The sequence below is a fragment of the Mycobacteroides sp. PCS013 genome, from assembly GCF_049532645.1.
In the GTDB taxonomy this organism is placed as follows: Bacteria; Actinomycetota; Actinomycetes; order Mycobacteriales; family Mycobacteriaceae; genus Mycobacterium; species Mycobacterium gwanakae.
The window spans coordinates 63,557-82,373 of record NZ_CP150131.1; the positions used below are offsets into that span (position 1 = coordinate 63,557).

Genomic DNA, 18,817 nt, shown 5'->3' on the forward strand with positions numbered 1-18,817 from the left:
CTGTTGGCCGGTGACTAGTGGAGCGGGTGCGGTCTGAGTCGATTTTTTGCGGACATCACTCCTCTGCGCAACGCCGATTTCCGGCGTCTGTGGCTGGCCGGGGTCGTCACGGTCATCGGCGCTGGGCTCACGCTGTTCGCGGTCCCGGTTCAGATCTATGCGCTTACCCACAGTTCGGCGTACGTGGGACTGACGGGCGTTTTCGGTTTGGTGCCGTTGGTGGTGTTCGGACTGTGGGGCGGCGCGCTGGCGGACCGGATGGACCGACGGACCCTGCTGATCATTACGGCCATCGGGCTGGGTGTTTCTTCGGTGCTGTTGTGGCTGCAGGCCGCGTTATCCGTCGACAACGTGTGGGTGGTGCTGTGCCTGCTCTCGGTACAGCAGGCCTTCTTCGCGGTGAATTCACCGACGCGCGCCGCGGCGATTCCACGGATGCTTCCGCTCGATCAGCTGCCGGCCGCCAACGCGCTGAACATGACGGTCCAGCAGTTCGGGTTCATCGCGGGGCCGCTGCTGGCCGGGGTGCTGCTGAAGTGGGTGGATCTGTCCACCTTGTATCTGATTGACGCCATCGCGTGTTTGGCGCCGATCTGGGCGACAGTCCGGCTGCACAGGATGCCGCCGAGTAGTGCATCAAAAGATCTGCAAGCCAACACTTCTGGCCTTCGTGACGTCCTCGAGGGTTTCCGCTATCTGGCCGGGCACAAGATCGTCCTGATGTCTTTCGTGGTGGACCTCATCGCCATGATCTTCGGGATGCCGCGCATCCTGTTCCCGCAGATTGCCCACGAGGGGTTCGGTGATCCAGCCGACGGCGGCACCGTGATCGCGCTGCTGTCGGCGGCGATATCGGTGGGTGCGGTGATCGGCGGGGTGTTCTCCGGCTGGTTCCATCGGATCGACCGCCAGGGTCTGGCGGTGGTGGTCAGCATCGTGGTGTGGGGGCTGGCGATGGTGGGTTTCGGGCTCACCGCGCACGCGCCGCTGCTGTGGCTGTCGCTGGTGTTCCTCGTGATCGGCGGCATCGCCGACATGGTGTCGGCGGCTTTCCGGACAACGATCCTGCAATCGGTGGCGACGGACGATGTGCGCGGCCGCTTGCAGGGTGTGTTCACGGTGGTGGTGGCCGGAGGGCCGCGGGTTGCCGACTTCACGCACGGTGCGGCCGCCGCGGTCGTGGGTACGACGGCGGCCGCCGCCGGCGGTGGTGCGCTTGTGGTGGTGGGGGTGATCGTTGCCGCGCTCCTCGTTCCGGTGTTCGTGCGGTTCCGGACGTCGGACGAGATCACAGCGGAGGATGCGAGCGAGGCTGACCAGGACAAGGTGCAGCCCCAGTAGGTTTCACCCCATGGACGCTCTGACGCCAGTGGACTTGCGGCGACTTCCCCGGGACAAGCAGCTTGCTCTGGGCCGCGGGCTGCGTGACCAGATGCCGCGGCGACGCCTCGCGGAACTTCCCGATCAACCGCACCGGGATCCGATCGCGGTGCTCGCCGCGCAGAACACGTCCAGGATCCCGTCGCTGGTTCCGGTGCGCCGCGAGCGCATGTCGGAATCGCCGTTCGCGTTCTATCGTGGGGCGGCCGCGGTCATGGCCTCCGATCTTGCCGGCACGGCAACCACCGGGGTACCGATTCAGATCTGCGGTGACGCACACCTTTCCAACTTCGGGCTCTTCGCCTCGCGTGAGCGTGCGCTGCTGTTCGACGTCAACGATTTCGACGAGACCGCGATCGGTCCGTGGGAATGGGATGTCAAACGACTGGTCACGAGTGTGGCGATTCTCGGCCAGGAATTCGGGATGTCAGACGACGCGGTGCGCGCCAGCGCCACCAAGACCGCCGCCGCCTACCGCACCCGGATGCGCGAATTGGCGCAGCTGTCTGCCCTGGAGCGGTTCTATCTCAAGACGACCGCGCTCGAGGTGCTGGATCTGGTCTCGCGACTGTCCAAGAGCGCGTCCAAGCTGGCAACCGAAACGGTCTCGAAGGCCTCCCGCAACACCTCGCATCGTGCGTTGAAGAAGCTGACGGCGACCACCGTCGACGGTCATTACCGAATCGTGGAGCAGCAGGACATTGCGGTCCGGGTCCCGGAGGTGGGTTTCTCCGAAGCCGCCGCGATGGTGGAGGAGTACTTCGGTTCGGTGCCCGAGGACGTCGTAGCACTGCTGGCATGCCATCAGTTCGAGGACGCCGTGGTGCGGGTGGTCGGTGTCGGAAGTGTGGGCACCCGTTGCTATCTCGCCCTGCTCACCGACGCCGATGGGTCGCCGCTGTTCCTGCAGATGAAGGAGGCTTCGGCCTCGGTGATCGAGCCGTATTTTCCGCAGGAGTTACGGCTGGATCATGGGCGCCGGGTGGTGGCGGGCCAGCGGATCATGCAGGCCAGCGGTGATCCCTTCCTCGGTTACGTGTCCTCGACGCGTCGCGGCAGCTTCTACGTGCGGCAGTTCCGCGATATGAAGGGATCGGTGGAGATCGCCAGTCTCACGGATCCCAACGACCTGGCGCTGTACGGGTCTCTGTGTGCGATGGCGTTGGCGCGTGCCCACGCCCAATCGGGTGTACCCGGGGTGATCGCGGGCTACCTCGGCGCGGGGGCCGATCCGAATACGGCTGATGCGGCCTTCGCTGACTTCGCCGATGCCTACGTGCGCGTCAATCGTGCGGATCACCAGCGGCTGCTCGATGCTTCTGCGGAGCAGTGGCTGCCGAGCTCCTGATGTCCTAATTTGTGGGATACCCGACCTGGACGCCATTACCCAGGTGGCGAACACTAAGAGGCGTGACGCGTTCGGTGGTGATTCTGGGTTTTCCGGGAGTTCAGGCCCTCGACCTGGTGGGGCCGTATGAGGTCTTCTCGACCGCATCCCAGTACTTGACCGGTACCCCCGGCTACGACGTGTCGCTGGTGTCGAGCAATGGCACTCCGATCGCTACCGGTTCGGGTATGGAGTTGGTCACCCGACCGCTGCCTGATCCCGGTGCGGGATGCGACACCTTGGTCTTGCCTGGCGGCGTCGGCGTGCCTGCGGTTCAGCGGGATCCGGCCGTCATGGAATGGATCCGTGCTTCGGCACGCTGCGCGCGACGGGTGGTCAGCGTCTGCAACGGTGCGTTCCTGGCCGCCGAGGCCGGTCTGCTCGACGGTTGCCGGGCCACCACCCACTGGGCTATCGCCGAGACCTTGGCTAGTGAATTCCCAAGCGTCACAGTAGATCCTGACCCAATCTTCATACGCAGCTCGGACAAGACGTGGACGGCGGCCGGGGTGACGGCGGGTATCGATCTGGCGCTGGCCCTCGTCGAAGACGATCACGGCGCGGAGGTGGCGCAGACGGTGGCGCGCTGGCTTGTTCTGTATCTGCGCCGTCCGGGTGGGCAGTCGCAATTCGCGGCCCCGGTGTGGATGCCGCGGGCCAAGCGCATGCCGATCCGCGATGTGCAAGAGGCCATCGAGGCGAAGCCTGGCGGATCACACCGAGTGCCCGAGCTGGCTCGTCTGGCCGCGATGAGCCCACGGCATTTCACCCGGGTCTTCACCGCGGAAGTCGGCGAGGCGCCGTCGGCCTACGTGGAACGCATCCGTTCCGAGGCCGCGCGCCGTCAGCTCGAAGAGACCGACGACACCATGGTGGTGATCGCGGATCGCTGCGGGTTCGGATCTGCGGAATCCTTGCGCCGCAACTTTGTTCGCCGCATGGGCGTATCGCCCGATCAGTACCGCAAGACCTTCTATCGCACCGAAAGGGCTTCGTTATGACTCAAATCGCCATCGTGCTGTACCCGGATTTCACCGCACTGGACTTCATCGGTCCCTACGAGGTGTTGCGGTTCATGCCCGACACCGAAGTCCGCTTCGTCTGGCATCAGCCCGGACCCATCACCGCTGATTCGGGCGTGCTGGTCATCGGTGCCACGCACTCGTTCGAGGAGACCCCCGCACCCGATGTCGTGCTGGTGCCCGGTGGGCCCGGAACGACCATGGCGGCCCGTGATGAAGAGCTACTGGAGTGGTTGCGCCGAGTGCACCCGACGACCACGTGGACCACCTCGGTGTGCAGTGGTTCGCTGGTATTAGCGGCAGCCGGTCTCCTCGAGGGCCAGCGGGCCACCTCGCACTGGTCCACGCTGCCGCTGCTGAAGCCGTTCGGGGTGACCCCGGTCGGTGATGAGCGCATCGTGCGTGCGGATCACGGCGGTGTGGTCACCGCGGCGGGGGTGTCCGCGGGTATCGACCTGGGGCTGTGGCTCGCGGGCCACATCGCCGGGGAGGAGCGGGCCAAGGCGATTCAGCTGAGTATCGAATACGACCCGCAGCCGCCCTTCGACTCCGGGCACATGTCCAAGGCCAGTGCCGCCACCAAGGCCACGGCGACCGCCGGGCTTGCCAAGGACACGTTTAAGCCGGCGATCATCACCGCGGGCGCGATGTTGTTGTGGGACGGTGCACTCGCGACGGTGCGCCGGAAAGGGAGCCGCCGCCGGTCGCTCAGCACCCGGGTGGACCCCCGACCTCGACCCTGACCAGGCGCCGTGTGGAGGGAGCGACTACCTTCTCTATGAACGTTCTCATGGAGCCGCTGAACCTCAGAAGGGATGCCTGTGGCCGACAACAACGATTTCGCTACTCTCCAGTACCCCGGAGGCGAAACGAAGCTGGATATCGTCCGCGCGACCGAAGGCTCGGATGGCTTCGCGCTGGGGAAACTGCTGGCTGATACCGGCTACACCACGTTCGATGCGGGGTTCGTCAACACCGCGTCGACCAAGAGCGCAATCACCTATATCGACGGCGACGCCGGCATCCTGCGCTACCGCGGGTACCCGATTGAGCAGCTGGCCGACAAGTCCACCTTTATCGAGGTGAGCTACCTGCTGATCTACGGCGAGCTGCCCACGCCGCAGCAGCTGGAGGACTTCACCACCAAGGTTCAGCGCCACACTCTGCTGCACGAGGACCTGAAGCGGTTCTTCGACGGCTTCCCGCGCAACGCGCACCCGATGCCGGTGCTTTCCAGCGCCGCGAACGCGCTCAGTGCCTACTACCAGGACTCGCTGGACCCGCATGACGACGCGCAGGTCGAGCTGTCCACGATCCGGTTGCTCGCGAAGCTGCCGACCATCGCGGCCTACGCGTACAAGAAGTCGGTCGGGCAGCCGTTCCTGTACCCGGACAACACGCTTACCCTCGTCGAGAACTTCCTGCGGATGACCTTCGGTCTGCCGGCCGAGCCCTATGAGGTGGATCCGGAGATCGTCCGCGCGCTCGACATGCTGCTGATCCTGCACGCCGATCACGAGCAGAACTGCTCGACCTCGACGGTGCGGCTGGTCGGTTCGTCCGACGCGAACCTGTTCACCTCTGTCTCCGGTGGCATCAACGCGCTGTGGGGCCCGCTGCACGGCGGCGCCAACCAGGCGGTGCTGGAGATGCTGGAGCGCATTCGCTCCGAGGGCGGCGACACCCACGACTTCGTGCGACGGGTCAAGAACCGCGAGGACGGCGTCAAGCTCATGGGCTTCGGGCACCGTGTCTACAAGAACTACGACCCGCGTGCGCGCATCTGTAAGGAGCAGGCCGACAAGATTCTCGGCAAGCTCGGCGGGGACGATCAGCTTCTGGAGATCGCCAAGGCCCTCGAGGAAGCCGCACTCACCGACGATTACTTCATCGAGCGCAAGCTGTACCCGAATGTCGACTTCTACACCGGTCTGATCTATCGGGCCATCGGCTTCCCGACGCGCATGTTCACCGTGCTGTTCGCGTTGGGCCGACTCCCCGGCTGGATTGCGCACTGGCGTGAGATGCATTCGGAGCCGGGCAAGATCGGTCGCCCGCGTCAGATCTACACCGGTTACGGAGAGCGTCAGTACCCGTAGCCTCCCTCGGGAGATGACAAAGCTCACATAAATCTGTTTGCATCGCTAACAGTTGTAGTTTCACAATGGTTGTGTGGAAGCAGCCGTCGGTGCGCTCAGTGAGCGCCGCAAGATCGTCATCCTGGGTTCTTGCTGTCTGAGTCTGCTCATCGTGTCGATGGATTCCACCATCGTGAACGTGGCGCTACCGACCATCCGGGCCGATTTCGGTGCCAGCACCTCACAGCTGCAATGGGTCATCGACATCTACACCCTGGGGCTGGCCTCGTTGCTCATGCTCTCGGGTGCCGCGGGCGACCGGCTGGGGCGGCGGAAGGTTTTCCATATCGGGCTGTCGATCTTCGCAGTGGGTTCACTGCTGTGCAGCGTGGCGCCCACCGTCGGGTTGCTTATCGCCGCGCGTCTGCTGCAGGCGGTGGGTGGCTCCATGCTCAACCCGGTGGCGTTGTCCATCATTTCGCAGGTCTTTACCGGGCGCGTGGAACGTGCCAGGGCGCTGGGCTTTTGGGGCGCGGTCGTCGGGATATCGATGGCGCTGGGCCCGATAGTCGGCGGGCTGCTGATCGAATGGGTGGGCTGGCGTGCCGTCTTCTGGATCAACCTGCCGGTGTGTGCGCTGGCGTTCACGCTGACGGCGATCTTCGTGCCGGAGAGCAAGTCGGCGACCATGCGTGACATGGACCCGGTGGGGCAGGTGCTCGCCGTGCTGTTCCTGTTCGGCATCGTGTTCACGCTCATCGAAGGGCCGTCGCTGGGGTGGGCCGCGCCACAGCTCATCGCGGTTCTGATCACCGCGCTGGCGGCATTCGCGGTGTTCCTCAGGTATGAGTCCCGGCGGCGGCACCCCTTCATCGATCTGCGGTTCTTCCGCAGCATCCCGTTCGCGTCGGCCACTCTCACCGCGATATGTGCGTGCGTGGCATGGAGCGCGTTCCTGTTCACGATGTCGCTGTACCTACAGGGCGAGCGGCACTTCTCGGCCATGCACACCGGTTTGGTCTATCTCCCGATTGCCGTTGGCGCGCTGGTGTTCTCACCGATCTCGGGCCGTATGGTGGGCCGGTTCGGCGCCAGGCCGTCACTGTTGGCGGCGGGCGCGCTGTTCTTCACGGCCTCGCTGTTGCTCACCCGGGTTACGACGGCGACACCGATCTGGGAGCTCCTGGTGGTCTTCGCCATCTTCGGCGCGGGATTCTCCATGGTGAACGCACCGATCACCAATGCCGCGGTCAGCGGTATGCCGCTGGATCGCGCCGGCGCGGCCTCGGCGGTCACCTCCACGAGTCGTCAGGTGGGCGTAAGTATCGGTGTGGCACTGTGCGGTTCGATCGGTGCACCCGCGCTGTGGTTCATGTGTGCGGGCCTCGGGCTCGCCATCGCTACGCTCGGTATCGTGTCCACGTCACCGTTCGCGCTGCGCTCGGCGCAGCGACTCGCACCGCTCATCGAGAGCACTGCCTCACGGGAGGTTTCTCGTGTCGGATAGGCCCCTCGCGGATGAGGTCTGGCGCACCATGGCGAGCCTGGTACTGGACAATCGCGATGGTTGGCGTCGGACGGTCGTCGAGGCGACCGGCCTGCCGTTCAGTCGGGTGCGCATCCTGAGAAGGCTTGCGCGACAGTCTATGACAGTGAAGGGAATCGCGGAGGCCACGGCGCTGGATGCTCCAGCGGCAACGGTCGCGGTGAGCGATCTGGAGCAGCGCGGGTTGGTGGTGCGTCGCGTCGACCCCGACAATCGACGGTGCAAGCGTGTGTCGTTGACCGACGAAGGCCAGCACCTGATAGCGGTCATCGCAGAGATGGACGATCCCGCACCGGCAGGTCTGGCGGCGCTGAGTGAGGCCGAACTGAAGAACTTGCGGGCGATCCTGGAGCGGGCGGCGTCCCTCAGTTAGCGTCGAGCACGGCCATCGCCGCGTGATATCCGCCGAGACCTGAGACGCCGCCGCCGCGCCGCGAACCTGAGCCGCACAACAGGATCCGGTCGTGGTCCGTGGCCACGCCCCAGCGTTGTGCGGCGGTCGCCAGCGGGTCGTCGTCCTCGGCGAACGGCCAGTGCAATCCGCCGTGGAAGATGTTGCCCGTCGTCATGCCGAGGGCGTGCTCCAGATCTCCGGTGGTCTTGGTCTCGATACACGGGTTGCCGTGTGAGTCGGTGGCCAGCACATCGGTGATCGGCTCGGCCAGAACCGAATTCAGCGATGCGAGCACGCCGGCCTGCAGTTCCTCGCGCGTTGCGGACAGTCTGTGCGGTGTGTGCAGCCCGAACACTGTCAGCGTCTGCACGCCGGATGCCTGCAGCTCCGGCGACAGAATGCTGGGATCGGCCAGTGAATGACAGTAGATTTCACACGGCAGCGGGTCGGGGGCGGCGCCCGCCTGTGCCTGCCGGTAGGCGTTTTCCAGCTGCGTGTACGTCTCGTTGATGTGGAAGGTGCCGCCGAAAGCCTGCTCCGGCGTGACCTTTTCATCGCGCAGGTGCGGCAGGCGGGTCAGCAGCAGATTGACCTTCACCTGTGCGCCAGGCTGACCCTCCGGTGGATCTTCGCCGAGGAGACGGGCCAGCACGGTAGGCGTGACGCCGCTGAGTACACGCTCGCCGATTACGGTGTGCTCATCGTCACCGGCCCGATAGCGCACCTCGCCCTCGGGATTGATCGACAAAACCTCTGCCCCGGTGCGCAGTTCGGCACCGTACCGTCGGGCGGCCGATTCCAGCGAGCCCGTCACGGCGCCCATGCCGCCGATGGGTACGTCCCACGGATTCATCTGGTGATACAGGAAGCAGATGTTCTGCTGCAGAGAAGGATCATCGGCACTGGCGAAGGTTCCGATCAGTGCATCGGTGAGCAGGACTCCGCGTTGCAGGTCGTTGGGTGTGGCCGCACGGATCACCTCGCCGATGGGTGCCTCGATCAGCTGCTCCCAGGCCCCCGTGCGGATGTCGCTTCGGCGCCGCAGTGGCTCCAGCATCGAGTCCCACAATGGCCGGGTGACCGAATCGCAGAGTGCTCCGAACTCTGCGAAATCATTTGTGCTGGCGAGAAACCCGCTTCGGCCGCCGTCCTCGGGATCCGGCGTGTACGACGCGTATTTGCGTCGAGCCAGGCGCACATTCAATCCCAGGTCATCGATGATCTGCCGCGGCATCAGGCTCACCAGGTACGAGTAGCGCGACAGCCGGGCGTCCACGCCCTCGAATGCTGGTGCCGAGATCGCCGCCCCGCCGAGCACGTCGAGCCGCTCCAGTAACAGCACCCGCTTGCCTGCGCGTGCTAGATACGCCGCAGCGGTCAAGGCATTGTGCCCGCCACCGACGATTACGGTGTCATAGCTATCGGTCATGACCTAACGATAGGGTCGATCGCATGACGAAACCCGAGATCGATTTTCAGCCAGGTCCAGCGCCCACCGAACTGGTCATCAAGGACATCACCGTCGGTGATGGCGCGGAGGCCGCGCCCGGATCGGTCGTCAACGTTCACTACGTCGGTGTCGAGTTCGAGAGCGGCGAGGAGTTCGACAGCTCGTGGAACCGCGGCGAGTCCATCGAGTTCCCGCTCGATGCGCTCATCCAGGGTTGGCAGGACGGTATCCCCGGCATGAAGGTGGGCGGACGCCGCCAGCTCACGGTGCCGCCGGCGCAGGCCTACGGCGAGGCGGGTGCGGGGCATCAGCTGTCGGGTAAGACGCTGGTGTTCGTGATCGACCTGCTCGGCGCGCGCTAGGGCTAGTGCCCGGGGAGGCGCAGCACCAGTCGTGCGCCTCCCAGCGGGCTGGACTCCAAAGCGGCTGTACCGCCGTGGAGTTCGGCCTGCTGTGCTACCAGCGCCAGCCCCAGGCCGGAGCCGGTGTGTGATGCGGTGGAGCCGCGGGAGAACCGTTCGAAAACCAGCTCGCGCTCGGCCTCGGGGATACCGCTGCCGTTGTCGTCGATGGCGATCTCCACGCCGTGCACGGTGCTGATCGCGGAGAGCCGGACTTCCGATGCGCCTCCGTGGCGGACCGCGTTCTTGATCGCGTTGTCGATCACCAGCCGCAGCCCGGCGGGCAACCCCAGCATCAAGATGGTCGACGAGGGGACCAGAGACACCTCGACATTCGGATAGCTGCGGTCCGCATCATGCGCGGCGCGGTCCAGCAGCTCGGTGATATCGACCGGTACGTGGTCGTCCTCGGTGGTCAGGTCGCCCTGTGCGAGCCGTTCGAGCGCAGAAAGCGTTGCCTCGATGCGGGTTTGGGTCCGCACGGTCTCTTCGAGGATTTCGGCCCGCTGGTCCTCGCTGAGGTTCAGGGTGGAGAGCACCTCGAGGTTGGTCCGCATCGCGGTGAGCGGGGTGCGCAGCTCATGTGAGGCCACCGCGGAAAAGTCGCGTGCGGTTTCGAGGGCCGCCTTGGTCTTTTCCTGTTCAGTGTTGATGCGTTCGAGCATTCCCTCGACCGCCTCGGAGATTTCGACGGCCTCGCGCACGCCGCGCACGTTCACGTCGTCGGGGTTGGATTGTGCGTTGATGAGACGGGCCTGCTGCGCCAGCAGCCGGAAGGGGCTCACCACGATGAGGGAGATCACCCAGCCCACGATCACGGTCCCGATCAGTACGCCGCTACAGATCGCGAGGATGCGGATGTGGTACCGGTCGATCTGCCGCTGGGTCTCGGCGATCGGGGCACCCACCGCCACGGGGATGTTGCCCGGGGCGATGAACGACCGGACCCGGTATTCGACGCCGTTGATAGTGGTGTTGGCGTAGCCGGGTTCCAGTAGCGGCAGTTCCACTTCACTGGGAATGGACTTGGTCAGCCCGGCCACGCGGGCGGTGAGCACCAGACCGTCGGGGGTGTCGATCTTCCCTTCCGAACTGATCACCGAATTCAGCAGGCTTGAGACGGCACCCAGGCTGGACACCGAGTCCAGCCGACGATCCAGCTGGCTGTTCTGGTCATCTTCCACACCGAGCCACACCCAGGTGCCCAGCGTGACGACGAGTGCCATCACCCCGAGCGCGGCGATCGCGACAAGGGTGCGCAGTGAGAAGACCCGCATGGGCCGCTCCAGCAGTCGGTATGCCAGATCGGTGATCCGCTGGCTGCGGTGCTTACTGGGAGTGGTCATCGAGAGTTACTGCGAACGCAACACGAACCCGACACCGCGCACGGTGTGCAGCAGGCGAGGCGCGCCACTGGTCTCCAGCTTGCGGCGCAGGTATCCGATGAAGACGTCGACGACGTTGGTGTCGGCGGCGAAGTCGTATCCCCACACCAGCTCGAGCAGCTGGGCCCGGGACAGCACCGCGGTCTTGTGTTCGGCCAATACGGCCAGCAGATCGAACTCGCGCTTGGTGAGGTCCACCTCGACGCCGTTGATCCGGGCGCGCCGGCCGGGGATCTCGACCTCAAGAGGGCCGACGGTGATGGTCTCGGTGGACGAGGTCGCCACCGCGCCGCGGCGGCGCAGTAGGGCCTTTACCCGGGCCACCAACTCGGCGAGCACGAAGGGTTTGGTCAGGTAGTCATCGGCGCCCGCCTCCAGGCCCGCGACCCGATCATCCACCGAGGTGCGCGCGGACAGCACGCAGACGGGTACGTCGTTGTCCATCGCGCGCAGCGCGGTCACCACGCTGACGCCGTCGAGGACGGGCATGTTGATATCGAGCACGATCGCATCCGGGCGATGCTCGGTGGCGCAGCGCAGCGCTTCGGCGCCGTCGCTCGCGGTATTCACCTCAAAGCCGGACAGGCGCAGGCCACGCTCCAGCGAGGCGAGCACGTCGGCGTCGTCGTCCACCACCAGTACCCGCGGGGAGGGGTGCCCGGCATCTGGTGATGAGCCGCTTGCGCGAAGTCCATCAGGCATGTCTGCCATCTTGCCCGATGCAGTGCTCAAAACGTTCCATCTGCGGACGTCGGTGCCGTCCCGTGCGTCGCCAGTATCATGAAAGCTGATAATCCGGCGACCCATACCGAAAGCTTGCGCATGCCAACAAAAGCACCTGTAAAGCTAGTCTCCTCTGTTGCTGGCGTTTGCGCCGTCCTTGGTTTGGGGCTGCTTTCCGGGGGTGTGGGCGTCGCTCACGCCGACCCCGCCTTCCCGGATCTGAACGGGTTCGCCGCGGTGGCACCCGACGGATTCTTCGTGACCAACGAAAACTCTTCGGTCCGCTCGATCCACTTCTCCACCCCCGACGGAATCGGTTGCATGTTCCGTGCCTCGGCGAACATCACGCCCACCTCGCGTCAGCGGCTCAGCTGCGACGGTGCCGTGCCCGGGATTCCGGGCGATGCCCAGAACGCCCCGAACGTGCCCGGTGTCGGTGGCGCGAGCGCCAATGTGCCCGGACTGGGTGGCGTGAACATCCCCGGTGTCGGTACATGCCCGATGGGCACCGTCGCGCAGAAGGGCGATGGCGCCTTCGAAATCAGCAAGGGCGCCTGGTCCTGTGGCACCAAACCCGAGGCACCGGTGCTCAACGTCGGGCAGAAGCTCACCTACGGCAACGTCACGTGTGCTGTCGGTGCGGGCAGTCTGACCGCATGCCAGGTGACCATGGGCGATCAGAAGCACGGTTTCGTGCTGCAGCCCTCAGGCAGCACGTCCTTCTAGGTAGTTCATCAGCTCGACGACGGCGGCACGCGACGCCCGGTTGGCGCCGATGGTGCTGGCCGAGGACCCGTACCCCAGCAGATGGACGGCGGGTTGTCCCGCGACCTGAGTGAGCAGCCGGCCGGTCATGGTGATGCCGCCCCGGCTGTTGCGCAGGTGTAGCGGCGCCAGGTGATCCAGTGCGTGCCGGAATCCGGTACACCACAGGATCACGTCGACATCCAGTGTGCTGCCGTCCGGCCAGGTCACACCGGTCGGGGTGATGCGGCTGAACATGGGCAGTCGGGCCAGCACACCGCGCCGCGCGGCTTCGGCGATCTCGGGTGTCCAGGGCAGTCCGGTCGCGGACACCACCGAGCGTTGCGGTTCCCCGTGCCGGGACCGTTCATCGACGCCGGCGACCGCGGCCCGCAGTCGGTCGACGGTGAAATCGGTGACGAACACCGGCTCGCGCCGGGTCACCCACGACGTGCGGGTGACCGTCGATATCTCGGCCAACAACTGGACCGCCGACACTCCGCCCCCGACCACCAGCACGTGCTTGCCGGCGAACTCCTCCGGTGTCCGGTAGTCGTGGGTGTGCAGCTGACGTCCCCCGAAGGTGGCCGAGCCCGCGGCGAAGGGGATGAATGGTTTGTCCCAGGTCCCGGTCGCGTTGATCAGTCCGCGGACCGTGAAATCGCCCGCGGAGGTTTCGAGCGAGAAGCCGCCCGCAATTGCCTGCACCTCGCTCACGTGCACGGGCCGACGGACATCAAGGGCGTAGCGATGTTCGTACTCGTCGAAGTAGCGGGGCATGGCGGTCGACGCCTTGATGGTGCCCGTCTCCTCGAACGGCAGTCCGGGCAGTTGATAGATGCGGTTGGTGTTGTCGAGCGTCAACGTGGGCCAGCGGAACTGCCACGCTCCGCCCGGGCCGGGGGAGTGATCGAGGATGACAAATCCGCCGCCGGGCTCAAGGCCGCGCCGCCGGAGGAAGTACCCCGCGGCGATCCCGGCCTGCCCGCCACCAATCACGGCGACGGTAGTCATGGGCGCCATATTAGGGTGGTTGCCATGATCGGTGTAACTAGCGACGGTCCCGTCACCACCATTGAGCTGCAGCGCCCAGAACGGCGTAATGCGGTGACCTACGAGTTGGCGCTCGCCTTCGCCGAGGAGGTCCGCAAGGCCGCCGAAACGGCACGCGTCATCGTCATCACCGGGCAGGGCACCTCGTTCTGCGCGGGTGCCGACCTGTCCAGCGGCGCTCCTGATCCCGATAAGTTCGCCGATGCCTGGCAGCACTCGATCAAGAGCATCGACGCCGCCGACATTCCGGTCATCGCCGCCGTCAACGGCCCCGCCATCGGTGCCGGTGTCATGCTGGCGATGGTGGCCGACCTGCGTGTGGTCTCCGAGACCGCGCGCTTCCAGTTCCCGGTCGCCAAATACGGTATCGCCCTGGATAACTGGAGCATCCGCAGACTGTCTTCGTTGGTCGGCTACGGACGCGCACGCGGCATGCTGCTGGCCGCCGAGCCGCTCGACGCGCAGGCCGCCTTGCAGACCGGCATGGCCAACCGGATCGGAGAGCTTGCCGACGCGCAGGCATGGGCGGCCGAGCTAGCCGGGTTTGCGCCGCTGGCCCTCAAGCATGCCAAGCGGGTACTCAACGACGACGGTGCGTTCGAGGACCAGCTGCCCGAGCACAAGGTGCTGTTCGACAAGGCGTGGAGTAGCCAAGACATCATCGAGGCTCAGGTCGCGCGAATTCAGAAGCGTCCCCCGAACTTCCAGGGAGCCTGAGCGTGCGGGCGCTCTGGGTTGGCGCCGGCGCAGCTCTTGCGTCGACGTGGTTCGGGCGCGCCCTGCGTGACGTCCCGCGAACGCTGGGCGCCAGCAAGGAGCGCATCGCCGAGGTTGCGCAGGGGTCACCGCAGTACCGTGGTGGTTCCTTCCATAACGCCGAACCGGCACGGCAGTTTTCGCCTGATGCCGAGGCCACCACGGTGGTGTGGGATGTGATCACCCGGCGTAGCGCGGGTGCGCCTAAAGGCCAAGTGCCGCTTGTGGTCCCTGAACTTGGCGGTCCGCCTGCCGATTTGGCCGCCACCTGGTTCGGGCATTCCAGTGTGCTCGTAGAGGTCGACGGGTATCGGGTGCTCACCGATCCGGTATGGAGCGACAGATGCTCGCCCTCTCGAGCCGTTGGGCCGCATCGTCAGCATCCTGTCCCGGTGGAGCTGTCGGCATTGCCCGCGCTGGACGCCGTGGTGATCAGTCACGACCACTACGACCATCTCGATATGGACTCCATCATCGCGCTGACCCGGAGCCAGAACGCGGTTTTCGTGGTGCCGCTCGGGGTAGGCGCGCACCTGCGCAGCTGGGGTGTCTCACCGGCGCGGGTCATCGAGCTCGACTGGGACCAGAGTCATCAGCTCGGAAAGCTCACGCTCACCTGCACGCAGGCCCGGCATTTCTCCGGCAGGTCGCTGTCCCGCAACACCACGCTGTGGGCATCTTGGTCCATCGCCGGACCGAAACATAAGGTGTTTTTCGGTGGCGACACCGGATACACCAAGGCTTTCAAGGTCATTGGTGACACCTACGGGCCCTTTGATCTGACGCTGTTGCCGGTCGGTGCCTACAACACCTCGTGGGCCGATATCCACATGAACCCCGAAGAGGCCGTCCAGACCCACCTGGATCTCGCGACGTCTCAGGCCCCACTCCTACCGATCCACTGGGCGACGTTCAACCTGGCCCTGCATCCGTGGGCCGAGCCGATCGAGCGGTTACTCACCGCCGCCGACGAGCAGGGCGTCACTGTCGTGGCGCCCAAGCCCGGGCAACGGGCCGATATGCGGCAGCCCGTTGCCCCCGACGGCTGGTGGCGTCTTTCCTAACGCTTGTGCGCTTGAAGCAGGAACGCGGGCTGCTTGTTGCGTCCCTTCTCGTCCTTGTGGAACAGCGGCATGTCGAAGTTGGCGCCGGGTATCACCTCGGGGATGTTCGAGTGGATGAATGCCGGACTCAGCTCGTCGATTACCCAGTACGGTTCGACCGCCGCGCGTAGCTCGTCCTCGGTGACGGCGTTGGGGCCGATTCCCGGTGGGAAGGCGCCTACCGCGAAGACCAGCACGTAGTACGACGCCTCCGGCGCCGCTGCACGGGAAATCGACCGTTGGTAGGCCTCGCGGGCCTCGACCGGGATCGAGTGGAACAGCGTGCTGTCGACGATGGTGTTGAAGCGCCCGTCGTATCCGGAGAACTCGGTGATGTCGGCGACCTCGAAGCTGGCGTTGGACAGTCCGCGTTCGGCCGCAGCGCTGCGAGCGGCCTCGATGGCCGTCGGCGATAGGTCGAGCCCGACAGTGACATGTCCCAATGCCGCCAGCCGCAGCGCGGTTTCGGCGTGGCCGCATCCGACATCCAGGACAGAGCCATGGAACTTGCCCGCATCGATCAGCGCCGCGAGTTCGGGCTGAGGCTCGCCGATGTTCCACGGCGGATCGCCTTGGAAGAGCTCACCCTTGCCTTGATATGTGGCGTCCCAGTCCGGAAGTTCATTCGATGTCATACCACCTGACATTACCCGCGTCGACCGGGAATGTGGCGTGACAATCTGGCCAAATAATTGCGCAAGGTTCCCACTCGGCAGCCGTGCCAGGCGCGCGCCGGTCGCTACTCTGCAGGGGTGGCAACGATCGAGGGATTGACCGTTGGCGGATTGACCGCCGCTGACGTCGCTGAGCGCGTGGCGCAGGGGAAGACCAATGACGTCCCCTCGCGTGCGGCACGCAGTGTGTCGGACATCGTGCGAGCCAACGTGTTCACCCGGATCAACGCCATTCTCGGGGTGCTGTTGGTCATCGTGCTGTCCACCGGCTCGGTCATCAACGGTGCGTTCGGTCTGCTGATCATCGCCAACAGTGCCGTCGGCATCATTCAGGAGCTGCGCGCCAAGCAGACGCTCGACAAGCTGGCGATCGTCGGTCAGACCCGTCCCATGGTGCGCCGCGACGGTGCCGCGACAGCACTCGCGCCCAACGAAGTGGTTCTCGACGACATCATCGAGCTGGGGCCCGGCGATCAGATCGTGGTGGACGGCGAGGTCATCGAGGAGGCCGCTCTTGAGGTCGACGAGTCGCTGCTGACCGGAGAAGCCGACCCCATCGACAAGACCGTTGGCTCTCCGGTGCTTTCGGGCAGCTTCGTGGTGGCGGGCAGCGGCGCGTACCGGGCGACCAAGGTGGGCCGTGAGGCATACGCGGCCAAGCTGGCCGAGGAGGCGTCCAAGTTCACCCTGGTGCATTCCGAATTGCGCAACGGCATCAACAAGATCCTGCAGTTCATCACTTACCTGCTGTTGCCCGCGGGTGCGCTGATCATTTACACCCAGCTGTTCACCACCGATGACAGTTGGCAGGAATCGGTACTCCGGATGGTGGGTGCCCTGGTCCCGATGGTTCCCGAGGGGCTCGTGCTGATGACGTCAATCGCCTTCGCGGTGGGTGTGATTCGCCTGGGTCGGCGCCAGTGCCTGGTGCAGGAGCTGCCCGCCATCGAGGGGCTGGCCCGGGTGGACACGGTCTGCGCCGACAAGACCGGCACCCTCACCGAGAATGGGATGCGGCTCTCGGATGTGAAAACGCTGGACGGCGGCGATGATCAGGCGGATGCGCTGACGGCGCTGTCGCAACTGGCGGCCGATGACCCGCGGCCCAACGCAAGTATCGCCGCTATCGCCGAGGCATACGCCACCCCGCCGGGCTGGAAGTCGACGGCGATAGCGCCCTTCTCGTCGGCCAAGAAGTGGAGCGGCGCATCCTACGGTGAGTACGGCAACTGGGTGATCGGTGCCCCCGATGTACTTCTGGACCCGACCGACCCGATCGCTACGGCGGCCGAAGAGATCGGTTCCCGGGGCCTGCGGGTGCTGTTGCTCGCCTCGGCGGAGCTGCCGGTCGACGACGCCCACGCACCCGGTGCCATCACCGCACGTGCGCTGGTGGTGTTGGAACAGAAGATTCGCCCCGATGCGCGCGACACCCTTGAATACTTTGCCTCTCAGCATGTCTCGATCAAGGTGATTTCCGGTGATAACGCGGTGTCGGTGAGCGCGGTGGCTCAGACGCTGGGGCTCTCCGGCGCCGCCATCGACGCGCGCACCCTGCCTTCTGATACCGACAAGCTGGCCGACACCCTTGCCGATGCCACCACCTTCGGGCGGGTGCGGCCCGACCAGAAGCGGGCGATGGTCAAGGCGCTGCAGTCGCACGGCCATACCGTGGCGATGACCGGTGACGGTGTCAACGACGTGCTCGCGCTCAAGGATGCCGACATCGGTGTGGCGATGGGCGCCGGTAGCTCGGCCTCGCGCGCGGTGGCTCAGATTGTCTTGTTGGACAACAAGTTCGCCACCCTGCCCTATGTGGTTGCCGAGGGGCGGCGCGTCATCGGCAACATCGAACGGGTTTCCAACCTGTTCCTCACCAAGACGGTGTACTCGGTGCTGCTTGCGCTGACGGTGGGGCTCGCGGGACTGGGCTCGAAGATCTTCCACTACGGTGCGGTGCCGTTTCCGTTCCAGCCGATACACGTCACTATCGCCGCCTGGTTCACCATCGGTATTCCGGCGTTCATCCTGTCGCTGGCGCCGAACAATGAACGCGCACAGACGGGATTCGTGCGTCGGGTGATGATGTCGGCAATCCCGTCCGGCCTGACGGTGGGCATCGCGACGTTCCTGTCCTATCTGTTGGCTCGTCAGATTCTCCACGTCACGGGGAACAGCACGCAGGCGTCGACCGCCGCGCTGATCACCGAACTTGTTGCGGCGGTGTGGGTGCTCGCCGTGGTGGCACGTCCCTATCGCTGGTGGCGGGTGGCGCTGGTGGCGTTCTCGGGCCTGGGCTACGCGGTGATCTTTGCGATCCCCTTGGCGCGAGAGACATTCATGCTCGATCCGGGCAATCCGGCGGTCACCGGGCCCGCGTTGGGCATCGGTGTTGCGGCGGCCGCCGTGATCGAGGTGTTGTGGTGGCTGCAGGGCAAGTGGTCTGGTCAGCCCCGCCATTTCTGGGCCACCGACGACGACTAAGTCGCCGCAGATAATTCGGGTGCGCGGCATCGCAGCTGTTCGCTATCTTTGCTGACGCGGAGATCAAGCGGCGTCCCGGCATCGCCGGTCGGCGTACCGCGTGTTGGGTCTTCGCCTTGTCGGCACGCCTCCTCAGGCTAGGGGGTTCGAGTCCCTCACGGGATGGCTTCCGGGCCGTGCGCCTTACGGTTCACGGATCGGCCCTGCGGGGAACGCTACGGCGACTTCCCCCCGCCG

Annotated in this window: 17 protein-coding genes; 12 read left to right on the forward strand and 5 right to left on the reverse strand. The window is 65.5% G+C overall.

The window, feature by feature from the left end; all coding sequences use genetic code 11:
- Nucleotides 1–93: 93 nt before the first annotated feature.
- From RHO23_RS00270 to RHO23_RS00300, 7 genes are all read left to right on the forward strand, one after another.
- On the forward strand, nt 94–1,341 hold the full coding sequence (locus RHO23_RS00270; protein ID WP_234796222.1) for an MFS transporter: 1,248 nt from the start codon (nt 94–96) through the stop codon (nt 1,339–1,341).
- Nucleotides 1,342–1,351: 10 nt separating this feature from the next.
- Nucleotides 1,352–2,728, forward strand: a complete 1,377-nt coding sequence (locus tag RHO23_RS00275; RefSeq protein ID WP_070916616.1) for a DUF2252 domain-containing protein — start codon at nt 1,352–1,354, stop codon at nt 2,726–2,728.
- Nucleotides 2,729–2,790: 62 nt separating this feature from the next.
- The gene (locus tag RHO23_RS00280; RefSeq protein ID WP_423488497.1) at nt 2,791–3,768 is read left to right on the forward strand and encodes a GlxA family transcriptional regulator; all 978 of its coding nucleotides are present in this window, start codon (nt 2,791–2,793) and stop codon (nt 3,766–3,768) included.
- Complete coding sequence (locus RHO23_RS00285) at nt 3,765–4,532, forward strand: DJ-1/PfpI family protein (RefSeq protein ID WP_423488498.1); 768 nt, start codon at nt 3,765–3,767, stop codon at nt 4,530–4,532. Before RHO23_RS00280 ends, RHO23_RS00285 begins: the two co-directional genes overlap by 4 nt.
- A 72-nt stretch (nt 4,533–4,604) precedes the next feature.
- Nucleotides 4,605–5,888 carry a citrate synthase gene (locus RHO23_RS00290; RefSeq protein WP_162269697.1) on the forward strand — a complete coding sequence of 428 codons (1,284 nt, stop codon included), beginning with the start codon at nt 4,605–4,607 and terminating at the stop codon, nt 5,886–5,888.
- Nucleotides 5,889–5,961: 73 nt separating this feature from the next.
- Nucleotides 5,962–7,374, forward strand: a complete 1,413-nt coding sequence (locus RHO23_RS00295; protein WP_418035958.1) for a DHA2 family efflux MFS transporter permease subunit — start codon at nt 5,962–5,964, stop codon at nt 7,372–7,374.
- 28 nt (nt 7,375–7,402) lie between these two features.
- Nucleotides 7,403–7,786: a MarR family winged helix-turn-helix transcriptional regulator gene (locus RHO23_RS00300; RefSeq protein WP_064410153.1), complete on the forward strand. Its 384-nt coding sequence runs from the start codon at nt 7,403–7,405 to the stop codon at nt 7,784–7,786.
- On the opposite strand, the gene RHO23_RS00305 is transcribed toward RHO23_RS00300, so the two are convergent.
- A complete protein-coding gene (locus RHO23_RS00305; protein WP_423488499.1) occupies nt 7,779–9,236 on the reverse strand; it encodes a phytoene desaturase family protein in 1,458 nt (485 codons plus the stop codon). The genes RHO23_RS00300 and RHO23_RS00305 overlap by 8 nt on opposite strands.
- Nucleotides 9,237–9,259: 23 nt before the next feature.
- On the opposite strand from RHO23_RS00305, the gene RHO23_RS00310 reads away from it, so the two are divergent.
- Nucleotides 9,260–9,619 carry an FKBP-type peptidyl-prolyl cis-trans isomerase gene (locus RHO23_RS00310; protein WP_030094367.1) on the forward strand — a complete coding sequence of 120 codons (360 nt, stop codon included), beginning with the start codon at nt 9,260–9,262 and terminating at the stop codon, nt 9,617–9,619.
- Nucleotides 9,620–9,621: 2 nt separating this feature from the next.
- Here RHO23_RS00310 and RHO23_RS00315 read toward each other — a convergent pair whose 3' ends face one another.
- Both RHO23_RS00315 and RHO23_RS00320 read right to left on the reverse strand, forming a co-directional pair.
- Nucleotides 9,622–10,935, reverse strand: a complete 1,314-nt coding sequence (locus tag RHO23_RS00315) for a sensor histidine kinase (protein ID WP_046255527.1) — start codon at nt 10,933–10,935, stop codon at nt 9,622–9,624.
- A gap of 75 nt (nt 10,936–11,010) precedes the next feature.
- Complete coding sequence (locus tag RHO23_RS00320; protein ID WP_046255528.1) at nt 11,011–11,745, reverse strand: response regulator transcription factor; 735 nt, start codon at nt 11,743–11,745, stop codon at nt 11,011–11,013.
- Nucleotides 11,746–11,865: 120 nt separating this feature from the next.
- Between RHO23_RS00320 and RHO23_RS00325 the strand changes: the two genes are divergently transcribed.
- Nucleotides 11,866–12,492: a hypothetical protein gene (locus RHO23_RS00325; RefSeq protein WP_044104166.1), complete on the forward strand. Its 627-nt coding sequence runs from the start codon at nt 11,866–11,868 to the stop codon at nt 12,490–12,492.
- Here the strand turns inward: RHO23_RS00325 and RHO23_RS00330 are convergent.
- A complete protein-coding gene (locus tag RHO23_RS00330) occupies nt 12,472–13,533 on the reverse strand; it encodes an NAD(P)-binding domain-containing protein (protein ID WP_423488500.1) in 1,062 nt (353 codons plus the stop codon). The two genes, RHO23_RS00325 and RHO23_RS00330, sit on opposite strands and share 21 nt — an antisense overlap.
- 15 nt (nt 13,534–13,548) lie before the next feature.
- Here RHO23_RS00330 and RHO23_RS00335 point away from each other — a divergent pair, with 15 nt between their 5' ends.
- Both RHO23_RS00335 and RHO23_RS00340 read left to right on the forward strand, forming a co-directional pair.
- The gene (locus RHO23_RS00335; RefSeq protein WP_057966573.1) at nt 13,549–14,280 is read left to right on the forward strand and encodes an enoyl-CoA hydratase; all 732 of its coding nucleotides are present in this window, start codon (nt 13,549–13,551) and stop codon (nt 14,278–14,280) included.
- Nucleotides 14,281–14,282: 2 nt separating this feature from the next.
- Nucleotides 14,283–15,383, forward strand: a complete 1,101-nt coding sequence (locus tag RHO23_RS00340; RefSeq protein ID WP_070916611.1) for an MBL fold metallo-hydrolase — start codon at nt 14,283–14,285, stop codon at nt 15,381–15,383.
- On the opposite strand, the gene RHO23_RS00345 is transcribed toward RHO23_RS00340, so the two are convergent.
- Nucleotides 15,380–16,057 (reverse strand): class I SAM-dependent methyltransferase, encoded by a 678-nt coding sequence (locus RHO23_RS00345; RefSeq protein WP_064407884.1) that lies wholly within the window; start codon nt 16,055–16,057, stop codon nt 15,380–15,382. The two genes, RHO23_RS00340 and RHO23_RS00345, sit on opposite strands and share 4 nt — an antisense overlap.
- A gap of 117 nt (nt 16,058–16,174) precedes the next feature.
- On the opposite strand from RHO23_RS00345, the gene RHO23_RS00350 reads away from it, so the two are divergent.
- Nucleotides 16,175–18,580 (forward strand): cation-translocating P-type ATPase, encoded by a 2,406-nt coding sequence (locus RHO23_RS00350; RefSeq protein WP_423488501.1) that lies wholly within the window; start codon nt 16,175–16,177, stop codon nt 18,578–18,580.
- Nucleotides 18,581–18,817: the final 237 nt, after the last annotated feature.